Source organism: Agrobacterium sp. rho-13.3, from assembly GCF_033957765.2.
Taxonomy (GTDB): domain Bacteria; phylum Pseudomonadota; class Alphaproteobacteria; order Rhizobiales; family Rhizobiaceae; genus Agrobacterium.
On sequence record NZ_CP192774.1, the window covers coordinates 3049916 to 3075917 of the forward strand.

A 26002-nucleotide genomic window follows, 5' to 3' on the forward strand; every position below is an offset into this window, starting at 1 on the left:
AAATTTGCGCATTAACAAAAGGTTAAATGCTCAAAATGCGATGAGAAACGTTCTGAAAATTGGCTTTGGAAGGATTTTTCATTCGAAATGAAGATGAACGTTTATTCATCTCGCCACACGCCATCCCGCCACAGTTGACGCAGCGACTGGCGATAATTGGGAAAGCTGAAGCTGAAACCAAGGTCACGCAATTTGCGGTTCGAGACGCGTTTGTTCTCGCCGTAGAAGGATCGCGCCATGGGGCTCAGCTCAGCGGTGTCGAACGCCTGTTCGGCGGGGGGCTGAACACCCATCAGGTTTGCGGCAAAGGCCACGACATCCTGTGGCGGGGCAGGCTCGTCATCCGTCACGTTGAAAATACCGCCGGCATTTTTTGCAACCAGAAAGGCTGTGGCCGCGCCAATATCCTCAACGCGGATGCGGTTGAAAACCTGGCCCTTTTTGACCAGACGGCGCGCCGTACCTTTTTCCATATTGATAAGCCCGTTGCGTCCCGGTCCGTAAATGCCGGAAAGCCGCAACACGCAAAGCGGCACATTTGGCTTGTTTGCCGCCTCTGCCCACGCCGCTTCCGCATCCACACGCTCTGTGGAGCGCACGGAAACCGGGCGGCAGGGCGTGTCCTCGTCCACCCAGTCGCCATCATGGTTGCCATAAACGCCAACGGTGGAAAGATAGGCCGCCCATTGCAGCTTGGGCATCAGGCTTTTGATGTCGCCATCGCACAGCCGCAGCAACGGATCGCCCGATGCGCCGGGCGCGATGGATTGCACGAGATGCGTGACATGCTTCAGTTCAGCCCGCAATTCGTCGCTCAGCGCTGCGCCACTAAAGATAAAGGGGGCGATGGCCAGAGATTGCAGGTTGGAAATATTGTCGTCGCTGCGTGTGGTCCCGGAAATGCCGTCCATCGTGTGCTGAAGGGCTCTGGCGATGGCCTTGCCGGAATATCCGGCTCCGAAAATCATCAGATGCGACATTTACACTCCTGCTATCAACCACTCTTCCAGCACATCCGAATCGTCTTCGGGTGGGCGTGCCGCAGCGTAGGCATTGAAGCTCGGCCTGTCCATCAATCTGGACAGCGCCCACACGGCCATGCCGCGCACATCGGGCGATGCATCCTGCGCAAGCGCCTTGCATTGGTCGATAAAGCCCGCATCGCCGGAGTTTCCCGCCGCCACCAGAACATTGCGCACAAACCGGTTTCGGCCAATGCGCTTGACGGGTGATCCGCTGAAGAACGTGCGAAACGCCGCATCGTCCAGCGTCAATAGAAAGGCGATGGACGGTTCTTTCAGGTCTTCGCGTGCTTGCAATTTCATCTCGGAGGCGCTGGCCGCAAACTTGTTCCACGGGCAGGCGGCAAGGCAATCGTCGCAGCCATAAATGCGGTTGCCGATCATCTGGCGGAACTCGAACGGGATTGGCCCCTTATGCTCGATGGTGAGGTAAGAAATGCAGCGCCGCGCATCCAGCTTGTAAGGGGCGGGAAACGCATTGGTCGGGCAGGCATCCAGACAGGCCCGGCAGGAACCGCAATGGTCCCGCTCCGCCTCATCCAGACAAAGCTCGGCGGTGGTAAACATGCTGCCCAGAAACAGCCATGCGCCATGGGTGCGGCTGACCAGATTGGTGTGCTTGCCCTGCCAGCCCAGCCCCGCCGCCTCTGCCAGCGGCTTTTCCATCACCGGGGCCGTGTCCACAAACACCTTCACGTCTTCACCGGCGCGGGCGGCAAAGCGGGTAGCGATCTCCTTAAGCCGTCCCTTTATGATGTCGTGATAGTCGCGGTTGCGGGCATAAACGGAAATCGCTGCCTTGTCCGGCTTGCCCAAAATATCGCGCGGGTCTTCGTCCGGTCCATAATTCAGGCCGACCATCACCACGGACCTCACATCGCCCCACAGCGTCTTGGGGTTGGCGCGGCGCTCCTCGGTCTCTTCCATCCAGCCCATCGTGCCATGGAAGCCATTGGCCAGAAATTCGCGCAGCCGTTCCGGTGCCAGCGGAATGCTATCAGGCGTGGTGATACGACAGAGATCAAAGCCAAGTGCCGCCGCTTCCGCCCGGACGAAATCGGTCAGCTTGCGTGCGCGCAGTTCTTTCTTGGCCAATGCCGTGTCGATGGCTTTTCTCCGGATGCATCTGGCAGAAAACCAGCCTTTAGCACCATTATATATAAAGCCAATATTTCAGGCTTAAAAATCGAGATCGGCGTAGTGGGAAGAGGGCGCGAGGCGCGGCACGCGTTCGGCCAGCAGAGGACGGAACGACGGGCGGGATTTCAGCCGCTGGTACCATTCCTTGGCAATCGGCGCTTCCAGCCAGTTGATTTCGCCCAGATAGTCAAGAATGGACACGGAAGCCGCTGCTGCCAGATCGGCATAGCTCAAACGGTCGCCCGCAAGCCATGTGCGCGAACCTGCCAGCCATTCCAGATATTTCATATGCTGGCGAATATTGGAGCGTGCCGTGCGCAACAGCTTGCTGTCTGGCGGACCGCCGCCCTGCGCGGTGGACATTTGCAGCTTGTAGGCCCGCTCGCGCACCAGCGGACGGGTAATGTCATTTTCCATCTTCTGCAAAAACCATTCCGTCAGGCGGCGAATTTCCGCCCGTTGAAAGGGGTCTTCGGCCAAAAGCCGACGGTCGCGCTTCAGCACGCCATGGGTTTCGTCCAGAAATTCCGCCAGCACATAGGCGCCACAGAGCGAGCGCATATTATCGTCGAGATAGACCGGCAGCGTACCCGCCGGGTTCAGTGCCAGAAACTCGCGCCGCTTTTCCCACACCTGTTCCTCTACCAAATCTGTCTGAAAACCGTATTCGGCCAGAATCAGCCGCACGAAACGGGACGCAGTCGACATGGGAGAATGAAAGAGAGTTGGCATTGGTACTCGAATGTTTGGATTGCGGTGAGCTGTTTGTCTGTGGCTAAAAAAAGCTCAAAATGCGGCCTGCACAGAAATTATAAGTACAGCTTTTTAAGACAACTTTAATGTTGCACCGCAAACGATATGTCTTTCGCATAAAATGCGATTTTTCCACGAAAAAAGCGCCGTCGGTTGAGCGAGGGCGCTTTTAGCAGAAAAACCGGCGAACCAAGGTCGATAGACCTTGCGCGCGTCGAGGCAATCAGTTTGCGCTGATCGAGCTCGTCGCGCAGGGATCGATGCCGTAAGCTGGCGAACAACCGCTCTTGCCAGCGGCAACTGTACCCGGTGCCATGAACGAACCTGCCAGAACAACCAAAGCCGCACACGCAAAAAAGAGTGCGATAGACCTGCCCATTTTATAATTGCCTTTCAGACGATGAACGAAGACGATCTATGTCGTCATGCGTTGATTGATATGTTCTGGATTGTGTGTTGGATGTGGCGTTTAGCAATAAACCACCTTGCTGAACACCGGGTTAATGTGAACTCTTATCCACCGTTGCTCTTGTGCCACGCTTACGCAAACCGATAATAATTTTCATGATGTGCCCCCACATTTGAAACAGGGCATTGAGGCCCGTTGGGAGCATAACTCACGATTTTGAGTTTGGTTGCATGCCTAAAAACAAGGCGAACGCAGATCGGCTAAAAGTTCCCTATAGAGGAAATCTTTTCCTCATCCGTCGTGCCGGGCTTGACCCGGCATCCAGCAGCACCGCGTCTGCGGTACGAAAAAGTCTACGCTCCTTGCAGACGCAAGAAGGACGGATCCCGGATCAAGTCCGGGATGACGAAGAAAATATCAGCGCTGTTTTACGCAGCCTTCCCGGCATTCTTGAACTGGCCGTTCACACGGTAGCTCACCAGATAGGACGGCAGAACCGAGGCCACGCTGACGGGCGTGATGCCGATGCCGTGCAATGTCAGGCCAGCCTTTTCGGCGTCTGCGGACACGACATTGTCCTTTTTCAGCAATGTCACCTGATCTGCTGTCAATGGCGGCGTGATCAAAGGCACGAGCGACGCGATCTTGCCGATCAGCGTTGCAATGCCGAAGGGCAGGTTGACCAGCGGGCGTTCGCGATAGGTCGCAGCCAGAACCGCCTCGAGACAGTCACGGAATGTCATCACATCCTGTCCGCCCAGCTCATAGGTCGCGCCTGCGTTCAGCTTGCCGTCCACGGCGCGGGCCACGGCTTCCGCCACGTCCTCGACATAAACCGGCTGAAATTTCGTATGGCCGCCGCCGATCAGTGGCAGGAATGGCAGGCGCTGCGCCATGCCGGCAAATTTGTTGAAGAAATCATCTTCCGGGCCAAAAACGATGGAGGGGCGCAGAATAATCGCGTCCGGCAGAACCGCGCGAATGGCCGCTTCGGCACGGCCCTTGGTGCGGGCATAACCCACGGATGAATTGGCATCCGCACCGATGGCGGAAATATGCGTCAGCGTGGCACCAACATTTTTGGCGGCTTCGGCCACGGCGCGTGCGCCAAATTCCTGCACGGCATCAAATGTGTTGCGACCGTTTTCCAGCAGCAGGCCAACGCAGTTGACCACATGGTCGGCACCCTCAACGGCCTTGTTGATGGAATCCTTGTAACGCAGGTTGGCCTGCGCAAAAGAAATCTGCCCGACATTGCCAATCGGCTGCAAAAAACCAGCCAGATCAGGGCGGCGCACCGCGACGCGAATGCGGTAACCACGCTTTGCCAAAATGCGAACCACATGCCGTCCGACAAAACCCGAACCGCCAAAAACGGTGACGAGAGGGGGAAGGTTGGCCAAGGGCATGGGAGGCTCCTGCAAAGCGTTGAATTGGGGCGTTTTCCGTCTCTTAGCGTAAAGCCACGACAACGGGAAGAGAGAACAGCATCCGCACGGTCCAAGAACGCACGGATGCCTTAAAGCATCACGCGCAAAACTGTGCAGCGGCTTTGCGATAACGGGATGCGACAAAAAAATCCAACATCATGCGCCTTCGATAATCATCAGTTCGGAATCGGCGGTATCCTGACGGATTTTGACCGCTTCCTGATATTCTTCCGAATTGTAGCAATCGAGCGCGTGCTGCACCGAAGGAAATTCGATCACCACATTGCGCGCCCGGCCTTTGCCTTCAAGCTGCGTCACCGCACCACCGCGTGCCAGAAAATTCGCGCCAAACCGCTCGAAAGCCGGTTTCGCGGTGGAGACGTAGTCTTTGTAACGTTCCGCGTCGCGCACATCGACCTGTGCAATCCAATAGCCTTTTGCCATGGTGTTTCCTCCTGGTTTTACTGATTGGCTGGATAGCTTGCCCGCAACATCTCATCCAGAATAGCGCGTGCCGCAGCCTTCGGTTCGGATGCCCGAACAATGGGGCGAGCCACAACCAGATGGCTGGACCCTGCCTTGATGGCGTCATAAGGCGTCACGACGCGCTTCTGGTCGCCCGCATCCGCGCCGGTGGGGCGAATGCCCGGGGTGACGACCGCCATATCGGGTCCGAGGATTTCGCGAACGGCAGTGGATTCTTCCGCCGAGCAGACAATCCCGCCCATGCCGGACTCACGCGCTTGCGCGGCGCGTTTCAGCACCAGCGACCGCGCATCGCCGAGATATCCGGCCTCGACCAGATCGTCATTATCCATGGACGTCAAAACAGTCACACCCAACAGCGTCAGACCGGAGCCTTCCGCCGCCTTCACCGCCGCCCGCATCGCTTTCGGATAGGCGTGCAATGTCAGCATCGACATGCCCATTTTGGCGATGTTTTCCACGCCCGAGGCAATCGTGTTGTCGATATCCAGCAGCTTCATGTCGAGGAAGATTTTTTTGCCGCTCTGCGCCAACTCCTTGGCAAATTCCAGTCCGCCCGCAAAGGCCAGCTGATAGCCGATCTTGTAATACAGAACATCATCGCCCAGCGTGTGGACGATGGTTTCGGCTTCCTTCACAGTCGGAAGGTCAAGCCCGACAATCAAACGCTCGCGTGCGGTCATAAAGTCATCCCTTTCCATGATTCCCCGGCCATGCTTCAATCGCCGTCCAGTCGCATGTGATGCGACGCTCCGCAAGGGAAAAACAGAAGAGATGACCACCACCCGGCGGCTGGTCGCCATCACGCCTGATAGCATCACGCGCCAGATGGCATTTCAGCAAAGTGCCCACGCCGCCATGCCCTACAAAGGCAATCGGCTTTGTCGGATCATGGGTGGAAAGAACGGCGTTGATGGCATCCACGATACGGCTTTGTGCATCGGCTGCCGTTTCCCAACCCTTGTAGCTTGAATGCGGGTGGGCAAAAAACCAGTCCGCCGCCCGCTCGAACTGCTCCGGCGGCAGAAAGCCCGTCGCGCTGCGATCATTCTCATGCATGTCGGCGGCGGTCTCGACGTCGATGCCGCTGACCGAGGCAAAAATCCGTGCCGTCTCTATGGCCTTGTTTTCCGCGCTGGAAACAATCCGCTCCAAGGTTTTGGCCCAGGGCAAAGCGGCAGCCTTGCGGGTGCGCTGAACGCCAATGTCAGACAGTCCCCAATCGGGAACCGGCACATTGGCATCAATCTTGACCTGCGGATGGGTGATGTAAAGCGCGAACATGGCCAAAGCTAACTCAGGCGCGGGTATAGGTCCACAATTGGGCTGGCGGAATGTTGCGCACCACGAAGTCGAAATGGCGGATGTGATAAAGATGTGGCTGGGCAACGATGGGCGATACCGGGCCGTAGGAAATCTGGATCACCGGGCGTCCATGCGGCACACGCTTCAGCAACTCATCCAGCAGCTTGATGCGCGCTGCCATCGGGAAGTTCAGCATCGGCACGGCTGATATCACACAGTCGAACATCTGGCCTTTGTGCTCGCCCAATGTCGCATCCAGATCAAAAGCATCGCCATTGATGAAGTTGACGCCCGGATAGCTGCGCAAAAGCTGCTGATAAAAATCGGTGGAATATTCGATGGCCGTTATCGCTTCCGGCTTCACGCCCCGCCCCAGAATGGCCTTGGTGATGACGCCGGTTCCCGGTCCCAGTTCCAGCACGGGAAGACCCGAATGGGTGTTGACGATGCTGGCCATGCGCCGCGCGGTAATGCCGGATGTCGGAACGATGGCGCCGACGTTTTTGGGCTGGTTGACCATGCCCTTGAAAAACCGAATTTCCTCTTCGAATTTTTTTCCGAAGCGCTCTTTTAGGCTCAGTCCCATCCGGTTCCCCTTTGTTCACGTCGAAACAACATTTGTTGAAACTGTGGCGATATGTTGTTTCGTTCTGTCGTAAAGACAATGAAAAATGTCGCAATGGGAAAATCTTAATAAAATCTGAAAAATGCGCAAACAAAAACGCCGGTGATGGGCATCACCGGCGTTTCGTTTTTCTCATCAATAAGAAAGACCTTAAACCCGCATCGGCATCAGCACGTAAAGCGCGTCATCGCCTGCCGTGTCGCGCACCAGTGTCGGCGAGCCCGCATCGGCCAGAAGGAAGATTGCATCTTCGCCGGAAAGCTGGGCGGTAATATCCAGCAGATACTTGGCGTTAAAGCCAATTTCCATGCCTTCATGCTCGTAGCCCACGGCCACTTCTTCGGTCGCACTGCCCGAATCCGGGTTGTTGACCGTCAGCGTCAACTGTCCGTCGGCAATCGCCAGCTTCACGGCGCGTCCGCGCTCGGACGAAATGGTCGATACGCGGTCGACGGCCTTGGCGAATGTCTGGCAATCGACGCGCATTTCCTTGTCGTTGCCGGTCGGGATCACGCGCTGATAGTCCGGGAAGGTGCCGTCGATCAGCTTGGAGGTCATGACGATGTCGCCGATAGTCACGCGGATTTTCGCGTCGGACACTTCGACGGTGACTTCCTGCTCCGGGTTGTCGACCAGCTTTTGCAATTCGCCAACGGTCTTGCGCGGAATGATGATGCCCGGCATGCCTTCGGAGCCGGAGGGTGCCTTGAGGTCGGCGCGGGCCAGACGGTGTCCGTCTGTCGCAACGGCGCGCAGCTTGAGGTCGCCTTCGCTTTCGATGGTGTGGAAGAAAATGCCGTTCAGGTAATACCGTGTCTCTTCTGTCGAGATCGCAAACTGCGTGCGGTCGATCAGCATTTTCAGATCGGTCGCCTTCAGCTTGAAGCTGTGGCTGAACGTGCCAGCGGTCAGATCAGGAAAATCCGTTTCCGGCAGGCATTGCAGCGAAAATTTCGAACGGCCGGAGGCAACCGTCATCGTGGAGCCGTCCGGGTTGGTGGCCAAAAGAACTTCCGAACCATCCGGCAGCTTGCGCACGATTTCATAGAGCAGATGCGCTGGCACGGTGGTCGAACCGGCCTGTTCCACCAGAGCCGGTGTGGCTTCGGTCACTTCCAGATCGAGGTCAGTCGCCTTCATGTCGAGGCTGGCACCAGAGGCGCGCAGCAACACGTTGGAGAGAATAGGGATCGTGTTACGCCGTTCCACCACGCGATGAACGTGGTTCAGCGATTTCAGAAGGTTCGACCGCTCGAGAGTAATACGCATGGGACACTACCGCTTTCAACCGATGCGATCCGTTGGGGCAGATCGCCAAGATAGTTTCTCCGGCAGATCGCCGGATAATGTGGACGGGCAAAATGGCAGAGTTATCGAGGAAAATGCAAGAGGTGTTGAGGCATCCTCCCGCGCATTTTCACACTATACAATATGTTCCACAGGCTGGCGGCACACAACTGCCCTTGTTCGCGGCCTCCGTCTTGACCATAAAGACACTGAAATCAGACAAATGATCGGAATAAAGCGGTGACAGACGAGATATCGACCGAAGAGGGTGCAGAGGGCTTTCAGCGCGGGTTCAAGGTTGGCGGCTTTACCGTGCCTGCCCGACCGATTGAAGCGGCCCTTTATCTGGTGGCGACACCCATCGGCAATCTGGGCGACATCACCGTGCGGGCACTGGAAACCCTGGCCTCTGCCGATGTGCTGGCCTGCGAAGACACCCGCGTCACCCGCATCCTGCTGGACCGTTACGGCATCCGCAACCGTCCCTATTCCTATCATGAACACAATGCCGAAGAGGTCGGCCCACGGCTGATCGCCGCACTGGATGCCGGAAAATCCGTGGCTCTGGTCTCGGATGCCGGTACGCCGCTGATTTCCGATCCCGGTTATCGTCTGGGCCAATTGGCGCTGGAAGCGGGCCACCGCGTCGTGCCCATTCCCGGTGCGTCTGCCCCGCTGGCCGCGCTGGTCGGTTCCGGTATGCCAAGCGACGCCTTTCTGTTTGCAGGCTTCTTGCCGGTCAAAGACAAGGGCAAACGCGACCGTTTTTCGGAACTCGCAAAAATCCCGGCCACGCTCATCTTCTTTGAATCTCCACACCGCATCAGCGCCACGGTCAAGGTCGCGTCCGAAGTGCTGGGGCCAAACCGCCGCGCTGTCGTGTGTCGCGAATTGACCAAGACCTTCGAGGAATTTCGTCGCGGCACGTTGGGCGAACTGGCGGAGTATTACGGTGAAGACCGCATCGTCAAGGGCGAGATCGTCCTTCTTATCGAACCGCCGTCCTACGACGAAATCCCCGATATGGAAGACGTGGAAAAGCTGCTGAAAGACCTTATCTCCACCATGTCTGCGGCAAAAGCAGCGGGCGAGGCGGCAAAGCTGACCGGCCTGCCGCGCAAGGAGCTTTACCAGCGCCTACTGGATATGAAGGACAGCGATGGCGCCTGAGCAACCGGCGAAAAGACGGCGCAGCGCAGAAAAGCGCGGCCATGCCGCTGAATATTGGGCGGCACTTTATCTTATGCTCAAAGGCTATCGCATTCTGGCACTGCGCCACCGCACGCCACTGGGAGAAATCGATCTTATCGCCCGCCGCAAGGACGTCATTGCCTTCGTCGAGGTCAAAGCCCGCCGCACCGAGGCGGGGGCGGTTGATGCCGTCAGCTACGCTTCGCAAAAACGCATCCGCGCCAGCGCCGATCTGTGGCTTTCACGCCGCCGCGACGCCCATGCGCTGTCCCTGCGTTTCGATATCGTCGCCGTCCTGCCGCGCCGTCTGCCAAAACACTTCATCGGCGCTTTTTAGAGCATTTCCAGCAAAAGTGCGAAGCGGTTTTGCGTCTGGACAATGCGTCAAAACAAAGAATGAGAGTGTTTTCGCGTTTCGAAGAAAGCGGAAACGCTTTAAGGAAGAGATCATGCTGAGCGAACGCGAAAAAATGGCAGCGGGAGAATGGTATCGCTGCATGGACGAAGAGCTGGATGGGCTGCGGGAAAACGCCCGTCGCGCCGTCCATCAACACACTGTCATGCCGCCGGATGAGCGCGGTTCGATGGCACCTTTGCTCCGCTCGCTTTTCGGATCCGTTTCAGACAATGCGTTCATCGAGGCACCCTTCCATTGCGCTTATGGCTTTAATATTTTCCTTGGCGAAAAAGCCTATCTGAATGCCGGTTGCGTCATTCTCGATTCCGCGCCGGTGCATATTGGCGAGGGCGCAATGCTGGGGCCGGGCGTCCATATTTATTGCGCGCAACATCATAAGGACGTTGCCCTGCGTGCCGATGGCATGGAGATCGCAAAACCCGTGATGATTGGCAGGGATGTCTGGATCGGCGGCGGCGCTATCATTCTTCCCGGCGTGTCGATTGGCGATGGTGCCATTGTCGGGGCAGGGTCGGTCGTGACGAAATCCGTGGCCCCCGGCGTCACGGTGGTGGGTAATCCGGCCAGAGCCATAGGGCCGGCAGCACTCTGATAGACACGCCCGTCGTGTTTTCAAATCGCGCGAACCCTGTATGAGTTTGCTCTGTAACAAATCTGACATGAAACTGTAAAAGGCGCGTCATGGAACGGGCCTATTCGCATCCTCACCCAAACAAGGGCGGTAAAGGATCGAAACTATGATCAAGAAGTTTTCCATGGCTGCTATGGCCATCACGTTTTCCGCGACGTCTTCCATGGCCGCAACCAACATCACTTGGTGGCACGGCATGGGCGGTCGCAACGGCGAAGTCATCAACGAGGTTTCGCAGAAGTTCAACGCAGCCCAGACAAACTGCGCGCTGACGCCGGTTTCCAAGGGTTCTTATGAAGAAGCTCTGGCCAGCGGCATCGCTGCTTTCCGTTCTGGCGAACAGCCAAACATCCTTCAGGTGTTCGATGCCGGTGCCGCCACCATCATCAATGCCAAGGGCGCAACCATTCCTGCCGAAGACATCATCACCAAGGCCGGTTACAAGTTTGATCGCGAAGCCTTCATTCCTGGCGTGCGCAGCTTCTTTGCTGCTGCCGATGGCAAGTTCGTTGGCATGCCGTTCAACTCCTCTGCGCCAATCATGTATTACAACACCGACGCCTTGAAAAAGGCTGGTGTCGAAGCGCCAAAGACATGGGAAGAATTCGAAGCCGCAGCGCCTAAGCTGAAAGAAGCCGGTTTCATCCCGCTCGTTCAGTCGCAGCTCACATGGCAGTTCACCGAGAACTTCTTCTCGCGCAACAACATCCAGTTCGCCACCAACAACAACGGTTACGACAGCGCGGTTGATACCAAGCTGAAGGTCACCGACCCGAACCTCATCATGATGTTCGAAAAGCTGAAGGCCTGGAAGGATCAGGGTTATTTCGCCTATTACGGCGCGACCTGGAACGATAACCAGAAGCCGTTCGAAGAAAACAAGGTCGCTCTCTGGATCGGTTCTTCCGGTTCGTTCGGCGGTCTTCAGAAGACAGCGAAGATGCCATTCTCGGCAACCTTCCTGCCATATTGGGGCTCCATCAAGGGCGCTGGCACCAACTCCTTCATCGGTGGCGCTGCCCTGTTTGCCATGTCCGGCAAGTCGGAAGCAGAAAACAAGTGCGTTGCGGACTTCTTCCAGTTCCTGACATCGCCTGAAATCCAGAAGTTCTACCACCAGGCAACTGGCTACGTGGCCATCACCAAGGCGGCTTACGAGCTGACCAAGAAGGAAGGCTATTACGAGAAGCAGCCTGTTGCCGAAGTTGGCATCAAGCAGCTGTCCCTTCCAGGCGGCGAATGGTCCAAGGGTTATCGCCTCGGCTTCTACCCACAGATCCGCACCGTTATGGAACGCGAATACGGCCGCATCTTCTCCGGTGAAGTTTCCGTCAAGGACGCTTTCGACATCATCGAGAAGGAAGGCAACGAGCTTCTGGCCCGCTTCGCCAAGACCGCTGGTTGATATCTGACCTCTGAAAACAAACGGACCTCCCTTCATGATGAGGGGAGGTTTGTTGGTTATTGCGACGCTTTTTGCAAAGTGCAGTTCTCCACTCTCCGTCATCCCGGCCTTGATCCGGGATCCAGTGCGATCAAGTCCTTGATCGCGAAAGACCGTTATGCACCGCGGACGCGGCGCTGCTGGATACCGGCTCAAGGCCGGAATGACGGAGAGTGGAGAACTGTGCTCGGCACAAATGGGCAGTCCAAGACCTTGGCATTCATCCCGACCTCCCTTCCTCCCCGAAGAGAAGTCCACAACCAAGAAAGTTTGCGCGCGTGGCCTATACGTCCTCACAACCGCGTACCCTTCGTTTCCTTCCCGGCTTCATGGCCAAGGCAAGAAAACCTGCGGTGGTCGCTGACTCGGCACCCATGAAACGGGTGCAGTTCTCATCATCCTACCTGCCGTACCTGCTGATTGCGCCGCAGCTTCTGGTCATCTTCGTGTTTTTCTACTGGCCGTCCGTGCAGGCCGTTCAGTCCTCGTTTTATATCGAAGACCCTTTCGGCTTCGGCTCCACCTTCGTCGGTCTTGCCAATTATTCCGATGCGCTGTTCAGTCCGGAATATCTGAATATTGCCAAGTTCACGGTGGTCTTCACCGCTCTTGTGACCGTCTTTTCGCTGGCGCTTGGTCTGCTTTTGGCCGTCAAGGCAGACGCGATCATTCGCGGGGCGTCGGCTTACAAAACCCTGTTGATTTCGGTTTACGCCATCGCACCGCCGGTGGCGGGCCTCATCGGCATGATGTTTTTCGATCAGCACATCGGCCCCTTCGTCAAGATCGCCGCCTTCTTCGGCTGGCATATGCAGGTCGGCGTCACCTATTTCGACACCGCCTTCGCGATGATCTTCGTGTCGGTCTGGAAGCAGATTCCCTACAACTTCATCTTTTTCCTGTCGGGCCTGCAAAGCGTGCCGGTCTCGGTCCGTGAAGCGGCCTTTATCGACTGCCGCTCCGGCCTTCGCCGGTTCTGGACGGTCATCATGCCGCTTCTGGCACCCACCGCGTTTTTTCTGCTCATCATCAACATCACCTACGCCCTCTTCGATACATTCGGCGTCATCGACGTGATGGTGAAGGACAAGGCTGCCAACAATCCCATCACCCTTGTCTACAAGGTGTTTCTGGATGGTTTTCGTGGCAACGATATCGGCGGGTCGTCGGCGCAATCGGTCATTTTGATGGTCGTGGTCTTCGTGCTGACGGTCATCCAGTTCCGCTTCCTCGAAAAACGCATCCACTACGGTTGAGGGATAGTCACCATGTATAAAACCAAACCCCTCGACCATCTGGTGCTGATTATCGGAGCGCTGTTTCTGGTGCTGCCGGTCATCGTCGCCTTCATGACGTCGACGCACACGGCCGCCGAAATTCACATGAATGGTCTGGCACTGGTTCCCGGCGATAATTTCATCGGCACCTACGAGAAGGTTTTGACCCAGAAGGGCGGCTTCACCGGCCAGATCACCGGCTTCAGCATGTTGGTCAATTCGCTCATCCTCGGCGTCGGTTTTGCCGTCGGCAAGATCGTGCTGTCGATGTTGGCGGCTTATGCCATCGTTTATTTCCGCTTCCGTTTTGCGACCTTTGCGTTCTGGATCATCTTCACCACGCTGCTTCTGCCGCTCGAAGTGCGCATCATGCCGTCCTACGAGGTCATGAGCAAACTGGGCCTGCTAAACTCCTATACCGGCCTCATCGTGCCGCTTCTGGCATCGGCCACCGGCACCTTCTATTTCCGGCAGTTCTTCAAGTCCGTGCCGGATGAACTTCTGGAAGCCGCCCGCATCGATGGCGCAGGTCCGGTCAAGTTCTTCATCGATATTCTGCTTCCCCTGTCGCGCACCATGATGTCCGCCATCTTCATCATCATGTTCGTCTACGGCTGGAACCAGTATCTCTGGCCGATGCTGATGACGACCGATGAGAGTTTCTTCACGCTCATGCGCGGCATCAAGTCGATCCTGCAAGTCTGGATCGGTTCGCAACTCCCCGATTACAACGAAGCTTTCGCGCTCGCCGTTCTGGCCATGCTGCCGCCGGTGATGATCGTCGTCATCTTCCAGCGCTGGTTCATCAAGGGCCTCACCGAAAGCGACAAATAAAGGACAACGACAATGGCCGAGATTGAAATCAGTCAAGTCTGCAAGGATTACTCCAACGGTATGCGCGCCGTTCACAGCGTCGATATCTCCATCAAGGATGGCGAATTCATCGTGCTCGTTGGCCCGTCGGGCTGCGGCAAGTCCACATTGTTGCGCATGGTCGCGGGCCTGGAGGAAATCTCCGAAGGCACGGTGAGCATCGGCAACCGCGTCGTCAACGACATGGAACCCGCCGACCGCGATATCGCCATGGTGTTCCAGAACTACGCGCTTTATCCGCATATGTCGGTCTACGAAAACCTCGCTTACGGCCTGAAAAACCGTAAGACGCCGAAGGCCGAAATCGATGCGCGCGTCGCGGAAGCCGCTCGTATGCTGGAGCTTCAACCCTATCTGGAGCGCAAGCCACGCGCGCTCTCCGGTGGTCAACGCCAGCGCGTCGCCATGGGCCGCGCCATCGTGCGCAAGCCGGCCGCCTTCCTCTTCGATGAGCCGCTGTCGAACCTCGATGCCAAGCTGCGTGTCTCCATGCGCGGAGAAATCAAGCGCCTGCAACGCCGCCTCGGCACCACCTCCATCTACGTCACCCATGACCAGCTGGAAGCCATGACCTTGGCAGACCGTCTGGTGGTGCTGAATGCCGGTCGCATCGAACAGATCGGCGCGCCGCTGGAGGTCTATCACAAGCCCGCCTCCACCTTCGTCGCCAGCTTCATCGGCTCACCCGCCATGAACCTGTTGTCCGGCGATCTGCACGGAGACCGCCTCGCCATTGGCCCAGCGGTCCTGTCTCTCAATGGTTACGCACCAGTTTCCGGCCCGGTTACAATAGGCATCCGCGCCGAAGACCTGCACCCCGCCAGTGCTGATGAGCACGGCATGCCTTTCCGCGTCGATTATGTCGAGGAACTCGGCTCGCAACGCCTCATCCACGGCACGGTGGGTGACCAGCCGTTGACGCTGGCATCGGCTTCCGAAACCGAAGTGCCACACAATCTTTCGCTATCGGTCGCGCCGGAAAAACTGCACTTCTTCGACAAGGAAACCGGCAAGCGCATCGAAGGCAGTGCCAACGCCAACACGCAGCAACCCGCCCAACACCTGGCTGCCGCCCATTAAAAAATACGGGAAAATGCCGATCCATTAAAATTGATGCAATTTATGGAAGAGCATTCTTACTCCATTTGTGGTATTGCATCCCCATTGCAAAAGCATTTCCAGCAAAAGTGCGCAGCGGTTTTGCGTCCGGATAATGCGGAAAATGCTCTGGTGGGGACGCAATATGGTTCTGCATGTAGTAATAGCAAGTGTAGCTGCGATGGCGGGCCGTTCCGTGCCGTCGATACCGCTCTCAAGGGGCGGTGTTAAGGCCAAGCCCGTGGTGTCCGCCACCGCCCATGCCATGGATATGCAACCAGCCCCGATCAATCCGGACTGGATCATCTCAGGCACCCCGCACGCCCGTATGGCGGATCATTCCCGCAGCGGCGACCGCGCCGCCCAGACAGCCCTTTGGGATTGCACGGCGGGCAGCTTCCGCTGGTTTTTTGGCTGGGACGAAACGGTCCATATTGTCGAAGGTGACGTGCACGTCACCGCCGAGGACGGCTCCGTGCACCATCTGCGGGCTGGCGATGTCGCCTATTTCAAAGCGGGCACATGGGCCACATGGCGGGTTGACGCTTACGTGCGCAAGGTCGCTTTCCTGCGCCGTCCGTTCCCCTGGCCGATTGCCTTGGCCTATCGCGTCAAGAACAAGCTGCTGCCGTCCAAGGCACCCTCGCTTGCGGGCTGATAGTCTTCAATAAAACTCATAGATGCGCAATCTGGTAGCAGTTGCCTTTGAAGTCCCTCTAGCCTAAACCTTTCGGGCTTTTGAAAGGGAAATGCGCATGGCCAAAATCAAGAACGTCGCGATCCAGATGGATCATGTCTCCGGCATCAACATCGCTGGCGATAGCACCTTTGCGATCAGCCTTGAGGCGCAGGCCCGCGGTTATCGCCTGTTCCATTATACGCCGGATCGGCTGTCGATGCGCGATGGCAAGATTTTTGCCACCGTCGAGCAGATGGAACTGCGCGATATCAAGGGTGATCATTTTTCTCTGTCTGAACCGGAGCGCATCGACCTGTCCACCATGGATGTCATCCATCTGCGCCAGGATCCGCCCTTCGACATGGCTTATATTACCTCCACGCATCTGCTGGAGCGCATTCACCCCAAAACGCTGGTGGTGAATGATCCGGCATGGGTGCGCAATTCACCGGAAAAGATTTTCGTCACCGAATTCGCAGACCTCATGCCCGCCACGTTGATCACCAAGGACGTGACCGAAATTGCCCGCTTCCGGGAAGAAATGGGCGATATCATCCTCAAGCCTTTGTACGGCAATGGCGGCGCTGGCGTGTTCCACTCCACCCGTGATGACCGCAACTTCTCCTCGCTTCTGGAAATGTTCGGTCAGATGTTCCGTGAACCCTATATCGCCCAGCAATATCTGCCGGATGTCCGCAAGGGCGACAAGCGCATCCTGCTGGTGGATGGAGAGCCGGTCGGTGCGATCAACCGTGTGCCTGCGGAAAACGACGCGCGCTCCAACATGCACGCCGGCGGTCGCCCTGAGCCAACGGAACTCACGGCCCGCGAAAAAGAAATCTGCGAACGCATCGGCCCAGCCCTTCGTGAGCGCGGCTTCCTCTTTGTCGGCATTGATGTGATTGGCGATTACATGACGGAAATCAACGTCACCTCCCCAACCGGCATCCGCGAAACCCGCAAATTCGGCGGCGCAGACGTCGCCAGCTTGCTGTGGGACGCCATTGAGCGCAAACGCGATGCGCAGGGCTGATTCCAGCCCGCACGCCGTCACCCCGGACTTGATCCGGGGTCCAGCGTGATCAACTCCTTGATCACTAAAGACTCTTGGCTTCAGTGCCCGCCCACTGACGTCACCACCTGCAACCAAAAGCAATTTTACACACCAAGAACGAGAAATAACTGTCGTTCCGTTCTTGTTTTATTCTCGTCTGTGTGCAAGGTTGCAGGTGCGGCCACGTACACGTGAGATCATGTGCGAAACCCTGGCCGCTTGCTTGGGGGCAAGCCATGGTCGCGCGGGTGAATACGGTGGCATTTCAGGGCATAGAGGGTGTGCCCGTTGACGTACAGGTCATGGTCGCACCCGGCAAGGTCGGCATACAGATCGTCGGCCTGCCGGATAAGGCCGTGGCCGAAAGCCGCGAGAGGGTGCAGGCCGCACTCCATGCCTCCGGCCTGGCGCTTCCCGCCAAAAAAGTCACGGTCAATCTCGCCCCCGCTGATCTGCCCAAGGAAGGTTCCCACTTCGATTTGCCGATCGCCCTTGGCCTGATGGCCGCTCTCGGCGCAATCCCCGCGAATGCGCTCGATGCCTATGTCGTGTTGGGAGAGCTTAATCTGGATGGCACCATCGGCGCTGTCACCGGCACGTTGCCCGCCGCAATCGGTGCCAACGCTCAAGGCAAAGGCCTCATCTGCCCGGCAGAGAGCGGTGGAGAGGCCGCATGGGCTGGTGCGGATATCGACATTCTCGCGCCCCGCAGCCTCATTGCCCTCGTCAATCATTTTCGCGGCACCCAGCGCCTCTCACGTCCGGTTCCCGCCATCCGCGCCAATCCCGCAAACCTGCCGGACCTTGCCGATATCAAGGGGCAGGAAAGCGCCAAACGCGCTTTGGAAGTGGCCGCTGCCGGTGGCCACAATCTTTTGATGGTCGGCCCGCCGGGGTCTGGAAAATCCATGCTTGCCTCCCGCCTGCCATCCATTCTGCCGCCGCTGTCGGCAGCGGAGTTGCTGGAAGTGTCCATGGTGCATTCCATCGCCGGTCAGCTTTCGGGCGGCAAATTGTCGGATCGCCGCCCGTTCCGCACGCCTCATCATTCCGCCACCATGGCAGCCTTGGTCGGCGGCGGCCTGCGTGCCAGACCGGGCGAAGCCTCGCTTGCCCATCATGGTGTTTTGTTTCTCGATGAGTTTCCGGAGTTTTCGCCCCAAGCGCTGGACGCCCTGCGCCAACCGCTTGAAACCGGCGAATGCATCATTGCTCGCGCCAATCACCGGGTCAGCTATCCGGCGGAAATCCAGCTTGTCGCCGCCATGAACCCCTGCAAATGCGGCATGGCGGGGGAGCCCGGTTTTACCTGCGCCAGAGGACCGCGTTGCGTGACCGATTACCAGACCCGCATTTCCGGCCCGCTGATGGACCGCATCGATATTCGCATCGAAGTCCCCGCCGTCTCCGCCGCAGACCTCATCCGGCCAATGGCGGCGGAAGCCAGCGCCAATGTTGCAAAACGTGTGGCGTCGGCTCGGCACACGCAGGAGGAGCGCTATGCGATGGAAGGATTGAGAGGCATCCGCACCAATGCCCGCTGCTCCACCGCCCTCATCGAAAAATTCGCCGAACCCGATGCCCCCGGCCTGCAATTGCTGCGCGATGCTGCCGAAAAACTGAAATTTTCCGCCCGAGGCTACCACCGCATCCTCAAGGTCGCCCGGACCCTGGCCGATCTCGATAACAAGCCCACCGTCACCCGTATCCACCTGGCCGAAGCCATCTCCTACCGCATCGCAGGCGAACGCCTGACGGCGGCTGCGTGATGGGTTGGAATATGCGGAAACGTCAAGCAAAGAAGCCCACTCGTCTTGGGAACGGGCAATAGTCTCGACTGGATTGCTGTAAGGTGCGCCTTCTTCATCCCTCCGTCATGCCGGACCCGATTCGGCATCCAGCGCCGCGTGTCCACGCGGCAGAAGACTCCTCCTGTTGACAGCGACAATAAAGGCGTTTTTCCCGTCGTCCCCCCACCCTCAATGTCATCATTTGGCTGGTCCCACCTCTCCTCCGTCACCCCGGACCTGATCCGGGGTCCAGCCGCCTTGCGTCTGCAAGGCGAGAGAACCCCTCTCCGTGCGTTGCGTCGGCAAAGGGTCTCTCGCCGCGCAGACGCGCGGCACTGGATCCCGGATCGGGTCCGGGATGACGGAGGTTGGAGTGGTCGCCGGAGTGAAATGGATAGCTAATATGATAAATTATTTAATGAAATCAATATTTTATAATAATAACCACCGAAGTAATAATAAATTTTCGCACTTTTCTCCACACGCCCAAAACTGCGCGCACAATGGTGCTGTTCCGCCCTCGGATACACCGCAAGGCGTTGCGGCGAGGCGGGATCGGTGCTGGTGGTGAAGGGGTTACGCAAACCTTCACCGCCGGGGCCGGACAGCAAATCCCCCCGGCGGCAACGGGAGGAGGATGACGCCGGTTGCGGACCGGCTGGCGTTGTCTTCCCGATGCCCGACAGGCTTAACCGCCGCCGGGTGTACCGACAGCTCATCGTCTTGTGGTCGAACGCGACCATCGGGATGGAAGCGAAAGTCAGGCGGTACACAGGAACACGCTGCATCTGCCCCGCACCGTAGCGATACGGCGCGGACGGATCGCGAGGACGATCCGCAGCCGTTGGTGCAGCGGGACGTCTTTGCGAAAAACGGATCGATCCTCCCGCCCCTTGATTATCGGCGCGGGAGCAAATCGAAGGCAGATGGGGCCGAACTGGCAGGCGGTGTTCTGGAAACAGGATATTGCCACCCGGATGGGAAGGGTTGGACCTTGGCTATGTCCGACCGGTTCTCCGGCAAGGTTTCCCCTTCGCCCTCCGGGATTGCCAGCCATGGCAAGTGGATTGCTGTCCGGCAACAACAGCCGAGCGGGGCGCTGAGAGGTGCCATTTTATACTACCCAACGAGGCAACTTTCTGCGCCCCGTCCGACATACCATGGCCGATCAGGCGATGGACACTGAATGAAGATCACACCACGGGCAGATGATGCCGCGTGAACGGCGAAGCTTGGGTACGAGCAAGGCCGGGATTTTTGACATGGACATGAGGCAAGATTTGAGATGCAAGATGCAGAGCGCGACGGCAGTAACCCTCATCCTGAGGTGGGAGCGAAGCGACCCTCGAAGGACGAGGGTTACGGGCAGAGTGCGTGGGGCCGGATGCTTCGAGGGCGCTGCGCGCCACCTTGTATAAGAAAACCGTTGTAACATAGCCTCGCACTGAGGGGGCGGCCGCTTCCTGGGTGCGGCTGGTTTCGGATCGTTGCCACCTTAGCCTTCAGGGCTGTTGCTGAGCCGGATCGGACTGGCCTTTTCCCACAGGACCCGAATGGTTGTCTGAACTTTAGGTTCGCATGAACGCAAGGCGGGGTCGACGGAGAGGATCGCATGATCATGAAACATTCTGGTATCGACGTTTCCAAGAACAGACTGGATATTGCAATCGAAGGCATGAAAGCGGTGTTGAGCGAGAGCAATGACAGTGCCGGTCACCAGCGGCTGATTGACCGTTTCGCCAGCGAAGGCGTCACACGCATCGGCCTTGAGGCCAGCGGCAATTATGAGGCAGCGGCTGTTGCTGCCCTGCGAAGGGCGGGCTTTACCGTGCTTGTCCTTGATCCGCGCCAGATCCACGGCTTTCGCAAATTCCGCAATGGCAAGGCCAAGACCGACCGAATCGATGCCCAGCTCATTCTGGCTGCCGTCAGCCTCCTGGCTCCCGACCGTCAGGCACCGGACCCGCGCATGCCGTCGTTTGCAGAGGATCTGACCATGATCGAGCAGATTGCCGAGGATATTTGCCGTCTCAAAACACGGCGCGAGCGTTACAGTGCAAAGGCCAATCTGCAGCTCATCGATGACAATATCAAGCGGCTGGTCAAGCTCAAGGTCAAGCGGATGGCGCACCTGACCAAACGGCTGAAAGCCCATCCCGATCTGGCTGAAAAGCTGGACCTGCTGCAAAGCATCCCCACGATCGGACCGGCAACGGCGGTGACCTTCATCATCCGCATGCCCGAGCTCGGCCATCTCAGCCGAGCCGAGGCTGCAGCCCTTGTCGGCGTTGCGCCCTACAACAAGGACAGCGGCGCGTCCTCGTCCGACAGGCATATTGCCGGAGGGCGCGTGCGGCTGCGCAAGGTCGTCTTCATGGCCGCCTTCTCCGGCAGCCAGAAACACAATCCGGCCCTGCGCATTCTTTACAGGCGCCTCATCGATGCCGGCAAGAGCCACAAGGTCGCCGTGATTGCCTGCGCCAGAAAGCTCGTCCACTTCGCAAACGCTGTCCTCGCAAGACGCAAGCCGTGGACCGAAATTCCCCAATGACAGACAAACTTTGTCTCATGGTTGCTCAGCATGAGGGTGGAGGGTGTGGCGAGGAATGCAACGGTGACAGGCAGAGCTAACGGCGGGGAGTGCAACGTAACGGCAACGGGTGCGACAGTAGTAACCCTCATCCTGAGGCGGGAGCGAAGCGACCCTCGAAGGACGAGGGTTGCGGGACGCAAGTGCGCCAACCAACGGATGCTTCGAGGCTTTGCCCTTCGGCCAAAGCACCTCAGCATGAGGGTGGAGGGTGTGGCGAGGAGTGCAACGGTGACAGCCCGAGGGTGTGGCTCATCCCCCTCTGCTTTGCCGGGCATCTCCCCCACAGGTCGGGAGATCGGCTAGAGGTCACCATCTCGCCCATCTTGAACGTTGCGAATAAAGCGAAAAGCGTGCCACTTGCTAATCTCCCCACCTGTGGGGGAGATGCCCGGCAGGGCAGAGGGGGGCGAGCTTGCGCCAACACCCAACACCCATTGCCACGAAACACAAAAGGGGCGGCCATCTCTGGCAACCCCTCAGCGCACGTCCAAACCGAGCAGCCCCTTAAAGCCCCAACCCTTCAAACAATGCCGTCGAAAGATAACGCTCCGCAAACGATGGAATAATCACCACGATGTTTTTGCCCGCATTTTCTTCACGCAAACCGATCTTGATCGAAGCCGCCAGTGCCGCGCCGGAGGAGATTCCCACGGGCACGCCCTCGATGCGGGCGACCAGACGGGCGATCTCGAAGGCTTCGTCGTTGGTGACGGTGATGATCTCGTCGTAGATTTTCGTGTCGAGAATGGCCGGTGCAAAACCCGCGCCGATGCCCTGAATCTTGTGCGGGCCGGGATTGCCGCCGGATAGAACCGGGCTGTCGGCAGGCTCGACGGCCACGACCTTGAGGCCCGGTTTGCGCGCCTTCAGCACTTGGCCCGTACCGGTAATCGTGCCCCCCGTACCGATGCCGGATACGAAAATATCCACGTCGCCATGGGTGTCGTTCCAGATTTCTTCCGCCGTCGTTTTGCGGTGAATGTCCGGGTTGGCCGGGTTTTCGAATTGCTGGGGAATAATAGCGTCCGGCAGGGTTTCAGCCAGCTCCTGCGCCTTTAAAATAGCGCCCCTCATGCCCTTCGGGCCTTCCGTCAGAACCAGTTCGGCACCCAAAAGCGCCAGCATTTTGCGACGTTCGATGGACATGGTTTCCGGCATGGTCAGGATCAGCTTGTAACCCTTGGCCGCCGCCGCGAAGGCCAGCGCTATGCCGGTGTTGCCGGAGGTCGGTTCCACCAGCGTGGTTTTGCCGGGGGTGATCTTGCCCTGTGCTTCCAGCGCTTCGATCATGGCAACGCCAATGCGGTCCTTGACCGATGCGATGGGGTTGAAAAACTCAAGCTTTGCCAGAATGGTGGCGTGCACGCCCTTTTCCTTCGCCAGCTTGTCGAGACGCACCAAAGGCGTGTCGCCAATCGTTTCGGTGATCGAAGAATAAATCCGCCCGCGTCCGGGTTTTCTGGCTTCAGTCATAGTGCACTCCCACGGCAAAATTTGGCGCAGAATAGGGCGAATGAAGCGGCGACACCAGAGAACGGGAATGCGTATATTGGGCGGATCGTGGGATATAATTCTCTAGCTCTCGTGTGCGCTAGAAGAATGATCTCAACTTGTCCGGGTTGCGATCATCGCAGCCGTTCCGGCCAGAATGCTGGCGGCGGTGCGGTTGAGGATCGTCAAGGCGGTCGGTCTTTTCAACAGCAACCGCGCTTTGGAGGCCAGCAAAATATAGGGCAGCAAAACCGCCATCAGCACGGCAAACGTCACCGCCAGAAGTGTGGCATATTCGGTGGTGCCAATCATGCGGATATCGATCAGCGTCGGCACCAGCGCCACGTAAAACAGCATGGTTTTGGGGTTGCCCAGCGTGATGAACAGGCCGGACAAAAACGACATGGTCATGCTGGTGCTTTTTTTCGCCTGCAAATCCTGCGGCAGAAGACCGGCCGTCCAAAGCTTCCATGCGATATAAAGAAGATAGGCGGCGCCTGCGAATTTCAGCACCATAAAGGCTTCCTGAAATGTCTGCGCAACAAAGGCCAGACCGAGAATAACGGCGGTGAGATAGACCATGTCACCCAGCACCAGACCCAGACCCATGAAGAAGGTTTCGCGGAAACCGGAACCCAGCGCCCGCGCCACGATGGCCGTCATGCCGGGGCCGGGAATGGCAGCAGCGATAAACAGGGCGGTGGCATAGGTCAGGAGAGTGGCAATCGTCATGGCATATCCTCGGTCGGTCGCCGAGCGATACACCAAAACGTTTTGCCCGACAACGCACCCAATCGGGCGAAATGATCAAACGCCGGTGGAGCCGAAACCGCCAGCACCGCGGGCGGTGGCGGAGGTCTCGCTGACCTCGATCACCGTCACCTGCGTCACCGGTGCGATCACCATTTGGGCAATGCGCATGCCGCGCTCGATCACGAAATCCGCGTCACCGAGATTGGCGAGAATGACTTTCACTTCGCCGCGATAATCGCTGTCCACCGTGCCGGGGGAATTCAGGCAGGTGATGCCGTTTTTGATGGCAAGGCCGGAGCGGGGGCGGATTTGCGCTTCATATCCAACCGGCACTTCGAAAATGAAACCGGTTGGCACCATCGCCCGCGCACCCGGCTTCAACACCAGCGGTTCGGCGGCCAGCACAGCAGCGCGCAGGTCCATGCCAGCGGCACCGCTGGTTTCGTAAGAGGGCAGGTCGATCCCTTCGGCGTGGTCGAGGCGCAGAAGGTTCAGGGCGGGGCGATTGTTGTTTTCTATGGTCATGCGGCATTCATTTTCCGTCCTGGCGCCAAGGTCAATTGCAAAAGCGGCCCTGAAACGTTAGATAGCCCGCAATTCCACAGGATTTGTCAGATGCCCGAAACACTCGCAGAGGCGGTTTCCCGCCGCCGCACCTTCGCTATTATCGCGCACCCGGACGCCGGTAAGACCACGCTGACCGAAAAACTGCTGCTGTTCGGCGGTGCCATTCAGCTGGCCGGTGAAGTGAAGGCGAAGAAGGATCGCATTCAGACGCGCTCCGACTGGATGAAAATCGAGCGGGAACGCGGCATTTCGGTCGTCACCTCGGTCATGACGTTCGAATATGATGACAAGGTCTTCAATATTCTCGATACGCCGGGCCACGAAGACTTTGCGGACGACACCTACCGCACGCTGACGGCGGTGGATGCGGCGATCATGGTCATTGATGCCGCCAAGGGTATCGAGCCGCGCACGCTGAAGCTGTTCGAAGTCTGCCGTATGCGCGATATTCCGATCATTACCTTCGTCAACAAGATGGACCGCGAAAGCCGCGATATCTTCGAAATTCTCGACGAGATCGAAGAGAAGCTGGCGCTGGACACGGCCCCCATCACCTGGCCGATTGGCCGCTCCAAGAGCTTCTGCGGCTCTTATTATCTGGCCAGCAACAAGGTGCGCGGTTCCGATAACGAAGTGGAGGCCACGCAGGTTGACGGCCCGAAGGATGTTGCCAACCGTCTGCCGGAAAATGAGCGGGTCGCCTTTATCGAGGAAACGGAACTGGCGCTGGAAGCCTGCCGCCCGTTTGACCGGGAGGCGTTTCTTGAGGGTCATTTGACGCCGGTATTTTTCGGCTCGGCGCTGCGCAATTTTGGCGTTCGAGACCTTATCAACGCCCTGGGCGATATCGCCCCGCCACCGCGCGATCAGGTGGCCGACACCAGAACGGTCCATGCGGACGAAGACAAGATGACGGCCTTCGTGTTCAAGATTCAGGCCAATATGGACCCGAACCACCGTGACCGCATTGCCTTTGCCCGCATCTGCTCCGGCAAGCTGGAACGTGGCATGAAGGCGCGTCTGGCCCGCACCGGCAAGCAGATGGGCCTCACGGCACCGCAATTCTTCTTCGCGTCGCAGCGCCACATTGCCGATACCGCCTTTGCGGGCGACGTGGTGGGCATTCCCAACCACGGAACCCTGCGCATTGGCGATACGCTGACCGAAGGCGAAAATCTCGTGTTTCAGGGCGTGCCGAACTTCTCGCCGGAAATTCTGCGCCGTGTGCGGCTGGAAGATGCGATGAAGGCCAAGAAGCTGAAAGAAGCGCTGCACCAGATGGCGGAAGAGGGCGTCGTGCAGCTCTTTTCGCCGGAAGACGGCTCACCGGCTATCGTTGGCGTGGTCGGCGCGTTGCAGCTGGACGTTTTGAAAGAGCGCCTGATGGGTGAATACGGGCTGCCGGTGTCATTTGAAATGTCACGCTTCTCCATCTGCCGCTGGATTTCCTCGGACCAGCCTGCGGATATGGAGAAATTCCTGACCGTCAAGCGCGGCGATATCGCCCGCGATCTGGATGGCGATCCGGTGTTTCTGGCGCAGGATGCGTTCTCGTTGCGCTACGAGTCGGAACGTTATCCATCGATCAAAATGGTTGCCATCAAAGAATATCACGTCGCCAAGGCGGCGTGATAATTCACGCGATTGCACTTTGAATGCCAACGGCTTAGTTTCCCCGTCAAACAG

General features: G+C 58.0%; 26 protein-coding genes. 12 read left to right on the top strand and 14 right to left on the bottom strand.

Annotation, left to right across the window (positions count from 1 at the left end; all coding sequences use genetic code 11):
• Positions 1-101: 101 nt before the first annotated feature.
• The 10 genes from RMR16_RS14805 to dnaN all read right to left on the bottom strand — a co-directional run bounded on the left by RMR16_RS14805 (position 102) and on the right by dnaN (position 8439).
• Positions 102-980 (bottom strand): NAD-dependent epimerase/dehydratase family protein, encoded by an 879-nt coding sequence (locus RMR16_RS14805; protein WP_320200144.1) that lies wholly within the window; start codon positions 978-980, stop codon positions 102-104.
• A complete protein-coding gene (queG, locus tag RMR16_RS14810) occupies positions 981-2117 on the bottom strand; it encodes a tRNA epoxyqueuosine(34) reductase QueG (RefSeq protein WP_320200143.1) in 1137 nt (378 codons plus the stop codon).
• Positions 2118-2201: 84 nt separating this feature from the next.
• Positions 2202-2894 (bottom strand): glutathione S-transferase family protein, encoded by a 693-nt coding sequence (locus RMR16_RS14815; protein ID WP_320200142.1) that lies wholly within the window; start codon positions 2892-2894, stop codon positions 2202-2204.
• A gap of 244 nt (positions 2895-3138) precedes the next feature.
• Entirely contained in the window at positions 3139-3294 is a 156-nt protein-coding gene (locus RMR16_RS14820) for a hypothetical protein (protein WP_320200141.1), read from the bottom strand.
• A gap of 458 nt (positions 3295-3752) precedes the next feature.
• Positions 3753-4733 (bottom strand): complex I NDUFA9 subunit family protein, encoded by a 981-nt coding sequence (locus RMR16_RS14825; RefSeq protein ID WP_320200140.1) that lies wholly within the window; start codon positions 4731-4733, stop codon positions 3753-3755.
• A gap of 177 nt (positions 4734-4910) precedes the next feature.
• On the bottom strand, positions 4911-5198 hold the full coding sequence (locus tag RMR16_RS14830; protein WP_320200139.1) for a DUF1330 domain-containing protein: 288 nt from the start codon (positions 5196-5198) through the stop codon (positions 4911-4913).
• A 17-nt stretch (positions 5199-5215) separates the two neighbouring features.
• Positions 5216-5923: an orotidine-5'-phosphate decarboxylase gene (gene pyrF / locus RMR16_RS14835; RefSeq protein ID WP_320200138.1), complete on the bottom strand. Its 708-nt coding sequence runs from the start codon at positions 5921-5923 to the stop codon at positions 5216-5218.
• A 4-nt stretch (positions 5924-5927) separates the two neighbouring features.
• Positions 5928-6524 carry a histidine phosphatase family protein gene (locus RMR16_RS14840; RefSeq protein WP_320200374.1) on the bottom strand — a complete coding sequence of 199 codons (597 nt, stop codon included), beginning with the start codon at positions 6522-6524 and terminating at the stop codon, positions 5928-5930.
• 13 nt (positions 6525-6537) lie between these two features.
• Complete coding sequence (gene pmtA / locus RMR16_RS14845; RefSeq protein WP_320200137.1) at positions 6538-7131, bottom strand: phospholipid N-methyltransferase PmtA; 594 nt, start codon at positions 7129-7131, stop codon at positions 6538-6540.
• Between the two features lie 189 nt (positions 7132-7320).
• On the bottom strand, positions 7321-8439 hold the full coding sequence (gene dnaN, locus RMR16_RS14850) for a DNA polymerase III subunit beta (protein WP_320200136.1): 1119 nt from the start codon (positions 8437-8439) through the stop codon (positions 7321-7323).
• A gap of 270 nt (positions 8440-8709) precedes the next feature.
• Here dnaN and rsmI point away from each other — a divergent pair, with 270 nt between their 5' ends.
• The 10 genes from rsmI (at position 8710) to RMR16_RS14900 (ending at position 18891) form a co-directional block, all read left to right on the top strand.
• A complete protein-coding gene (rsmI, locus tag RMR16_RS14855) occupies positions 8710-9627 on the top strand; it encodes a 16S rRNA (cytidine(1402)-2'-O)-methyltransferase (RefSeq protein ID WP_413786009.1) in 918 nt (305 codons plus the stop codon).
• A complete protein-coding gene (locus RMR16_RS14860; protein ID WP_320200134.1) occupies positions 9617-9985 on the top strand; it encodes a YraN family protein in 369 nt (122 codons plus the stop codon). The genes rsmI and RMR16_RS14860 overlap by 11 nt, the downstream gene beginning before the upstream one ends.
• 112 nt (positions 9986-10097) lie before the next feature.
• Complete coding sequence (locus RMR16_RS14865) at positions 10098-10658, top strand: sugar O-acetyltransferase (RefSeq protein WP_320200133.1); 561 nt, start codon at positions 10098-10100, stop codon at positions 10656-10658.
• Between the two features lie 145 nt (positions 10659-10803).
• Positions 10804-12102 carry an extracellular solute-binding protein gene (locus RMR16_RS14870; protein WP_320200132.1) on the top strand — a complete coding sequence of 433 codons (1299 nt, stop codon included), beginning with the start codon at positions 10804-10806 and terminating at the stop codon, positions 12100-12102.
• Between the two features lie 317 nt (positions 12103-12419).
• Positions 12420-13397 (top strand): ABC transporter permease subunit, encoded by a 978-nt coding sequence (locus tag RMR16_RS14875; RefSeq protein WP_320200131.1) that lies wholly within the window; start codon positions 12420-12422, stop codon positions 13395-13397.
• Between the two features lie 12 nt (positions 13398-13409).
• On the top strand, positions 13410-14252 hold the full coding sequence (ugpE, locus tag RMR16_RS14880) for a sn-glycerol-3-phosphate ABC transporter permease UgpE (protein ID WP_320200130.1): 843 nt from the start codon (positions 13410-13412) through the stop codon (positions 14250-14252).
• A gap of 12 nt (positions 14253-14264) precedes the next feature.
• Entirely contained in the window at positions 14265-15371 is a 1107-nt protein-coding gene (locus RMR16_RS14885; RefSeq protein ID WP_320200129.1) for a sn-glycerol-3-phosphate import ATP-binding protein UgpC, read from the top strand.
• 163 nt (positions 15372-15534) lie between these two features.
• A complete protein-coding gene (locus tag RMR16_RS14890; RefSeq protein ID WP_320200128.1) occupies positions 15535-16047 on the top strand; it encodes a cupin domain-containing protein in 513 nt (170 codons plus the stop codon).
• A gap of 97 nt (positions 16048-16144) precedes the next feature.
• Positions 16145-17101: a glutathione synthase gene (gshB, locus tag RMR16_RS14895; protein WP_320200127.1), complete on the top strand. Its 957-nt coding sequence runs from the start codon at positions 16145-16147 to the stop codon at positions 17099-17101.
• A 257-nt stretch (positions 17102-17358) separates the two neighbouring features.
• Positions 17359-18891 carry a YifB family Mg chelatase-like AAA ATPase gene (locus RMR16_RS14900; protein WP_320200126.1) on the top strand — a complete coding sequence of 511 codons (1533 nt, stop codon included), beginning with the start codon at positions 17359-17361 and terminating at the stop codon, positions 18889-18891.
• Positions 18892-19310: 419 nt separating this feature from the next.
• Here the strand turns inward: RMR16_RS14900 and RMR16_RS14905 are convergent, their stop codons facing one another.
• Positions 19311-19700 (bottom strand): hypothetical protein, encoded by a 390-nt coding sequence (locus RMR16_RS14905; RefSeq protein ID WP_432353919.1) that lies wholly within the window; start codon positions 19698-19700, stop codon positions 19311-19313.
• A gap of 824 nt (positions 19701-20524) precedes the next feature.
• Here RMR16_RS14905 and RMR16_RS14910 point away from each other — a divergent pair.
• On the top strand, positions 20525-21463 hold the full coding sequence (locus RMR16_RS14910; protein ID WP_320202252.1) for an IS110 family transposase: 939 nt from the start codon (positions 20525-20527) through the stop codon (positions 21461-21463).
• Positions 21464-22009: 546 nt separating this feature from the next.
• Here RMR16_RS14910 and cysK read toward each other — a convergent pair.
• The 3 genes from cysK to dut form a co-directional block, all read right to left on the bottom strand.
• Positions 22010-22978 (bottom strand): cysteine synthase A, encoded by a 969-nt coding sequence (gene cysK, locus RMR16_RS14915; protein ID WP_320201180.1) that lies wholly within the window; start codon positions 22976-22978, stop codon positions 22010-22012.
• Between the two features lie 132 nt (positions 22979-23110).
• Positions 23111-23728: a LysE family translocator gene (locus RMR16_RS14920; protein ID WP_320201181.1), complete on the bottom strand. Its 618-nt coding sequence runs from the start codon at positions 23726-23728 to the stop codon at positions 23111-23113.
• Between the two features lie 75 nt (positions 23729-23803).
• On the bottom strand, positions 23804-24274 hold the full coding sequence (dut, locus tag RMR16_RS14925) for a dUTP diphosphatase (protein WP_320201182.1): 471 nt from the start codon (positions 24272-24274) through the stop codon (positions 23804-23806).
• 90 nt (positions 24275-24364) lie between these two features.
• Here dut and RMR16_RS14930 point away from each other — a divergent pair, with 90 nt between their 5' ends.
• Positions 24365-25948 carry a peptide chain release factor 3 gene (locus RMR16_RS14930; protein WP_320201183.1) on the top strand — a complete coding sequence of 528 codons (1584 nt, stop codon included), beginning with the start codon at positions 24365-24367 and terminating at the stop codon, positions 25946-25948.
• Positions 25949-26002: the final 54 nt, after the last annotated feature.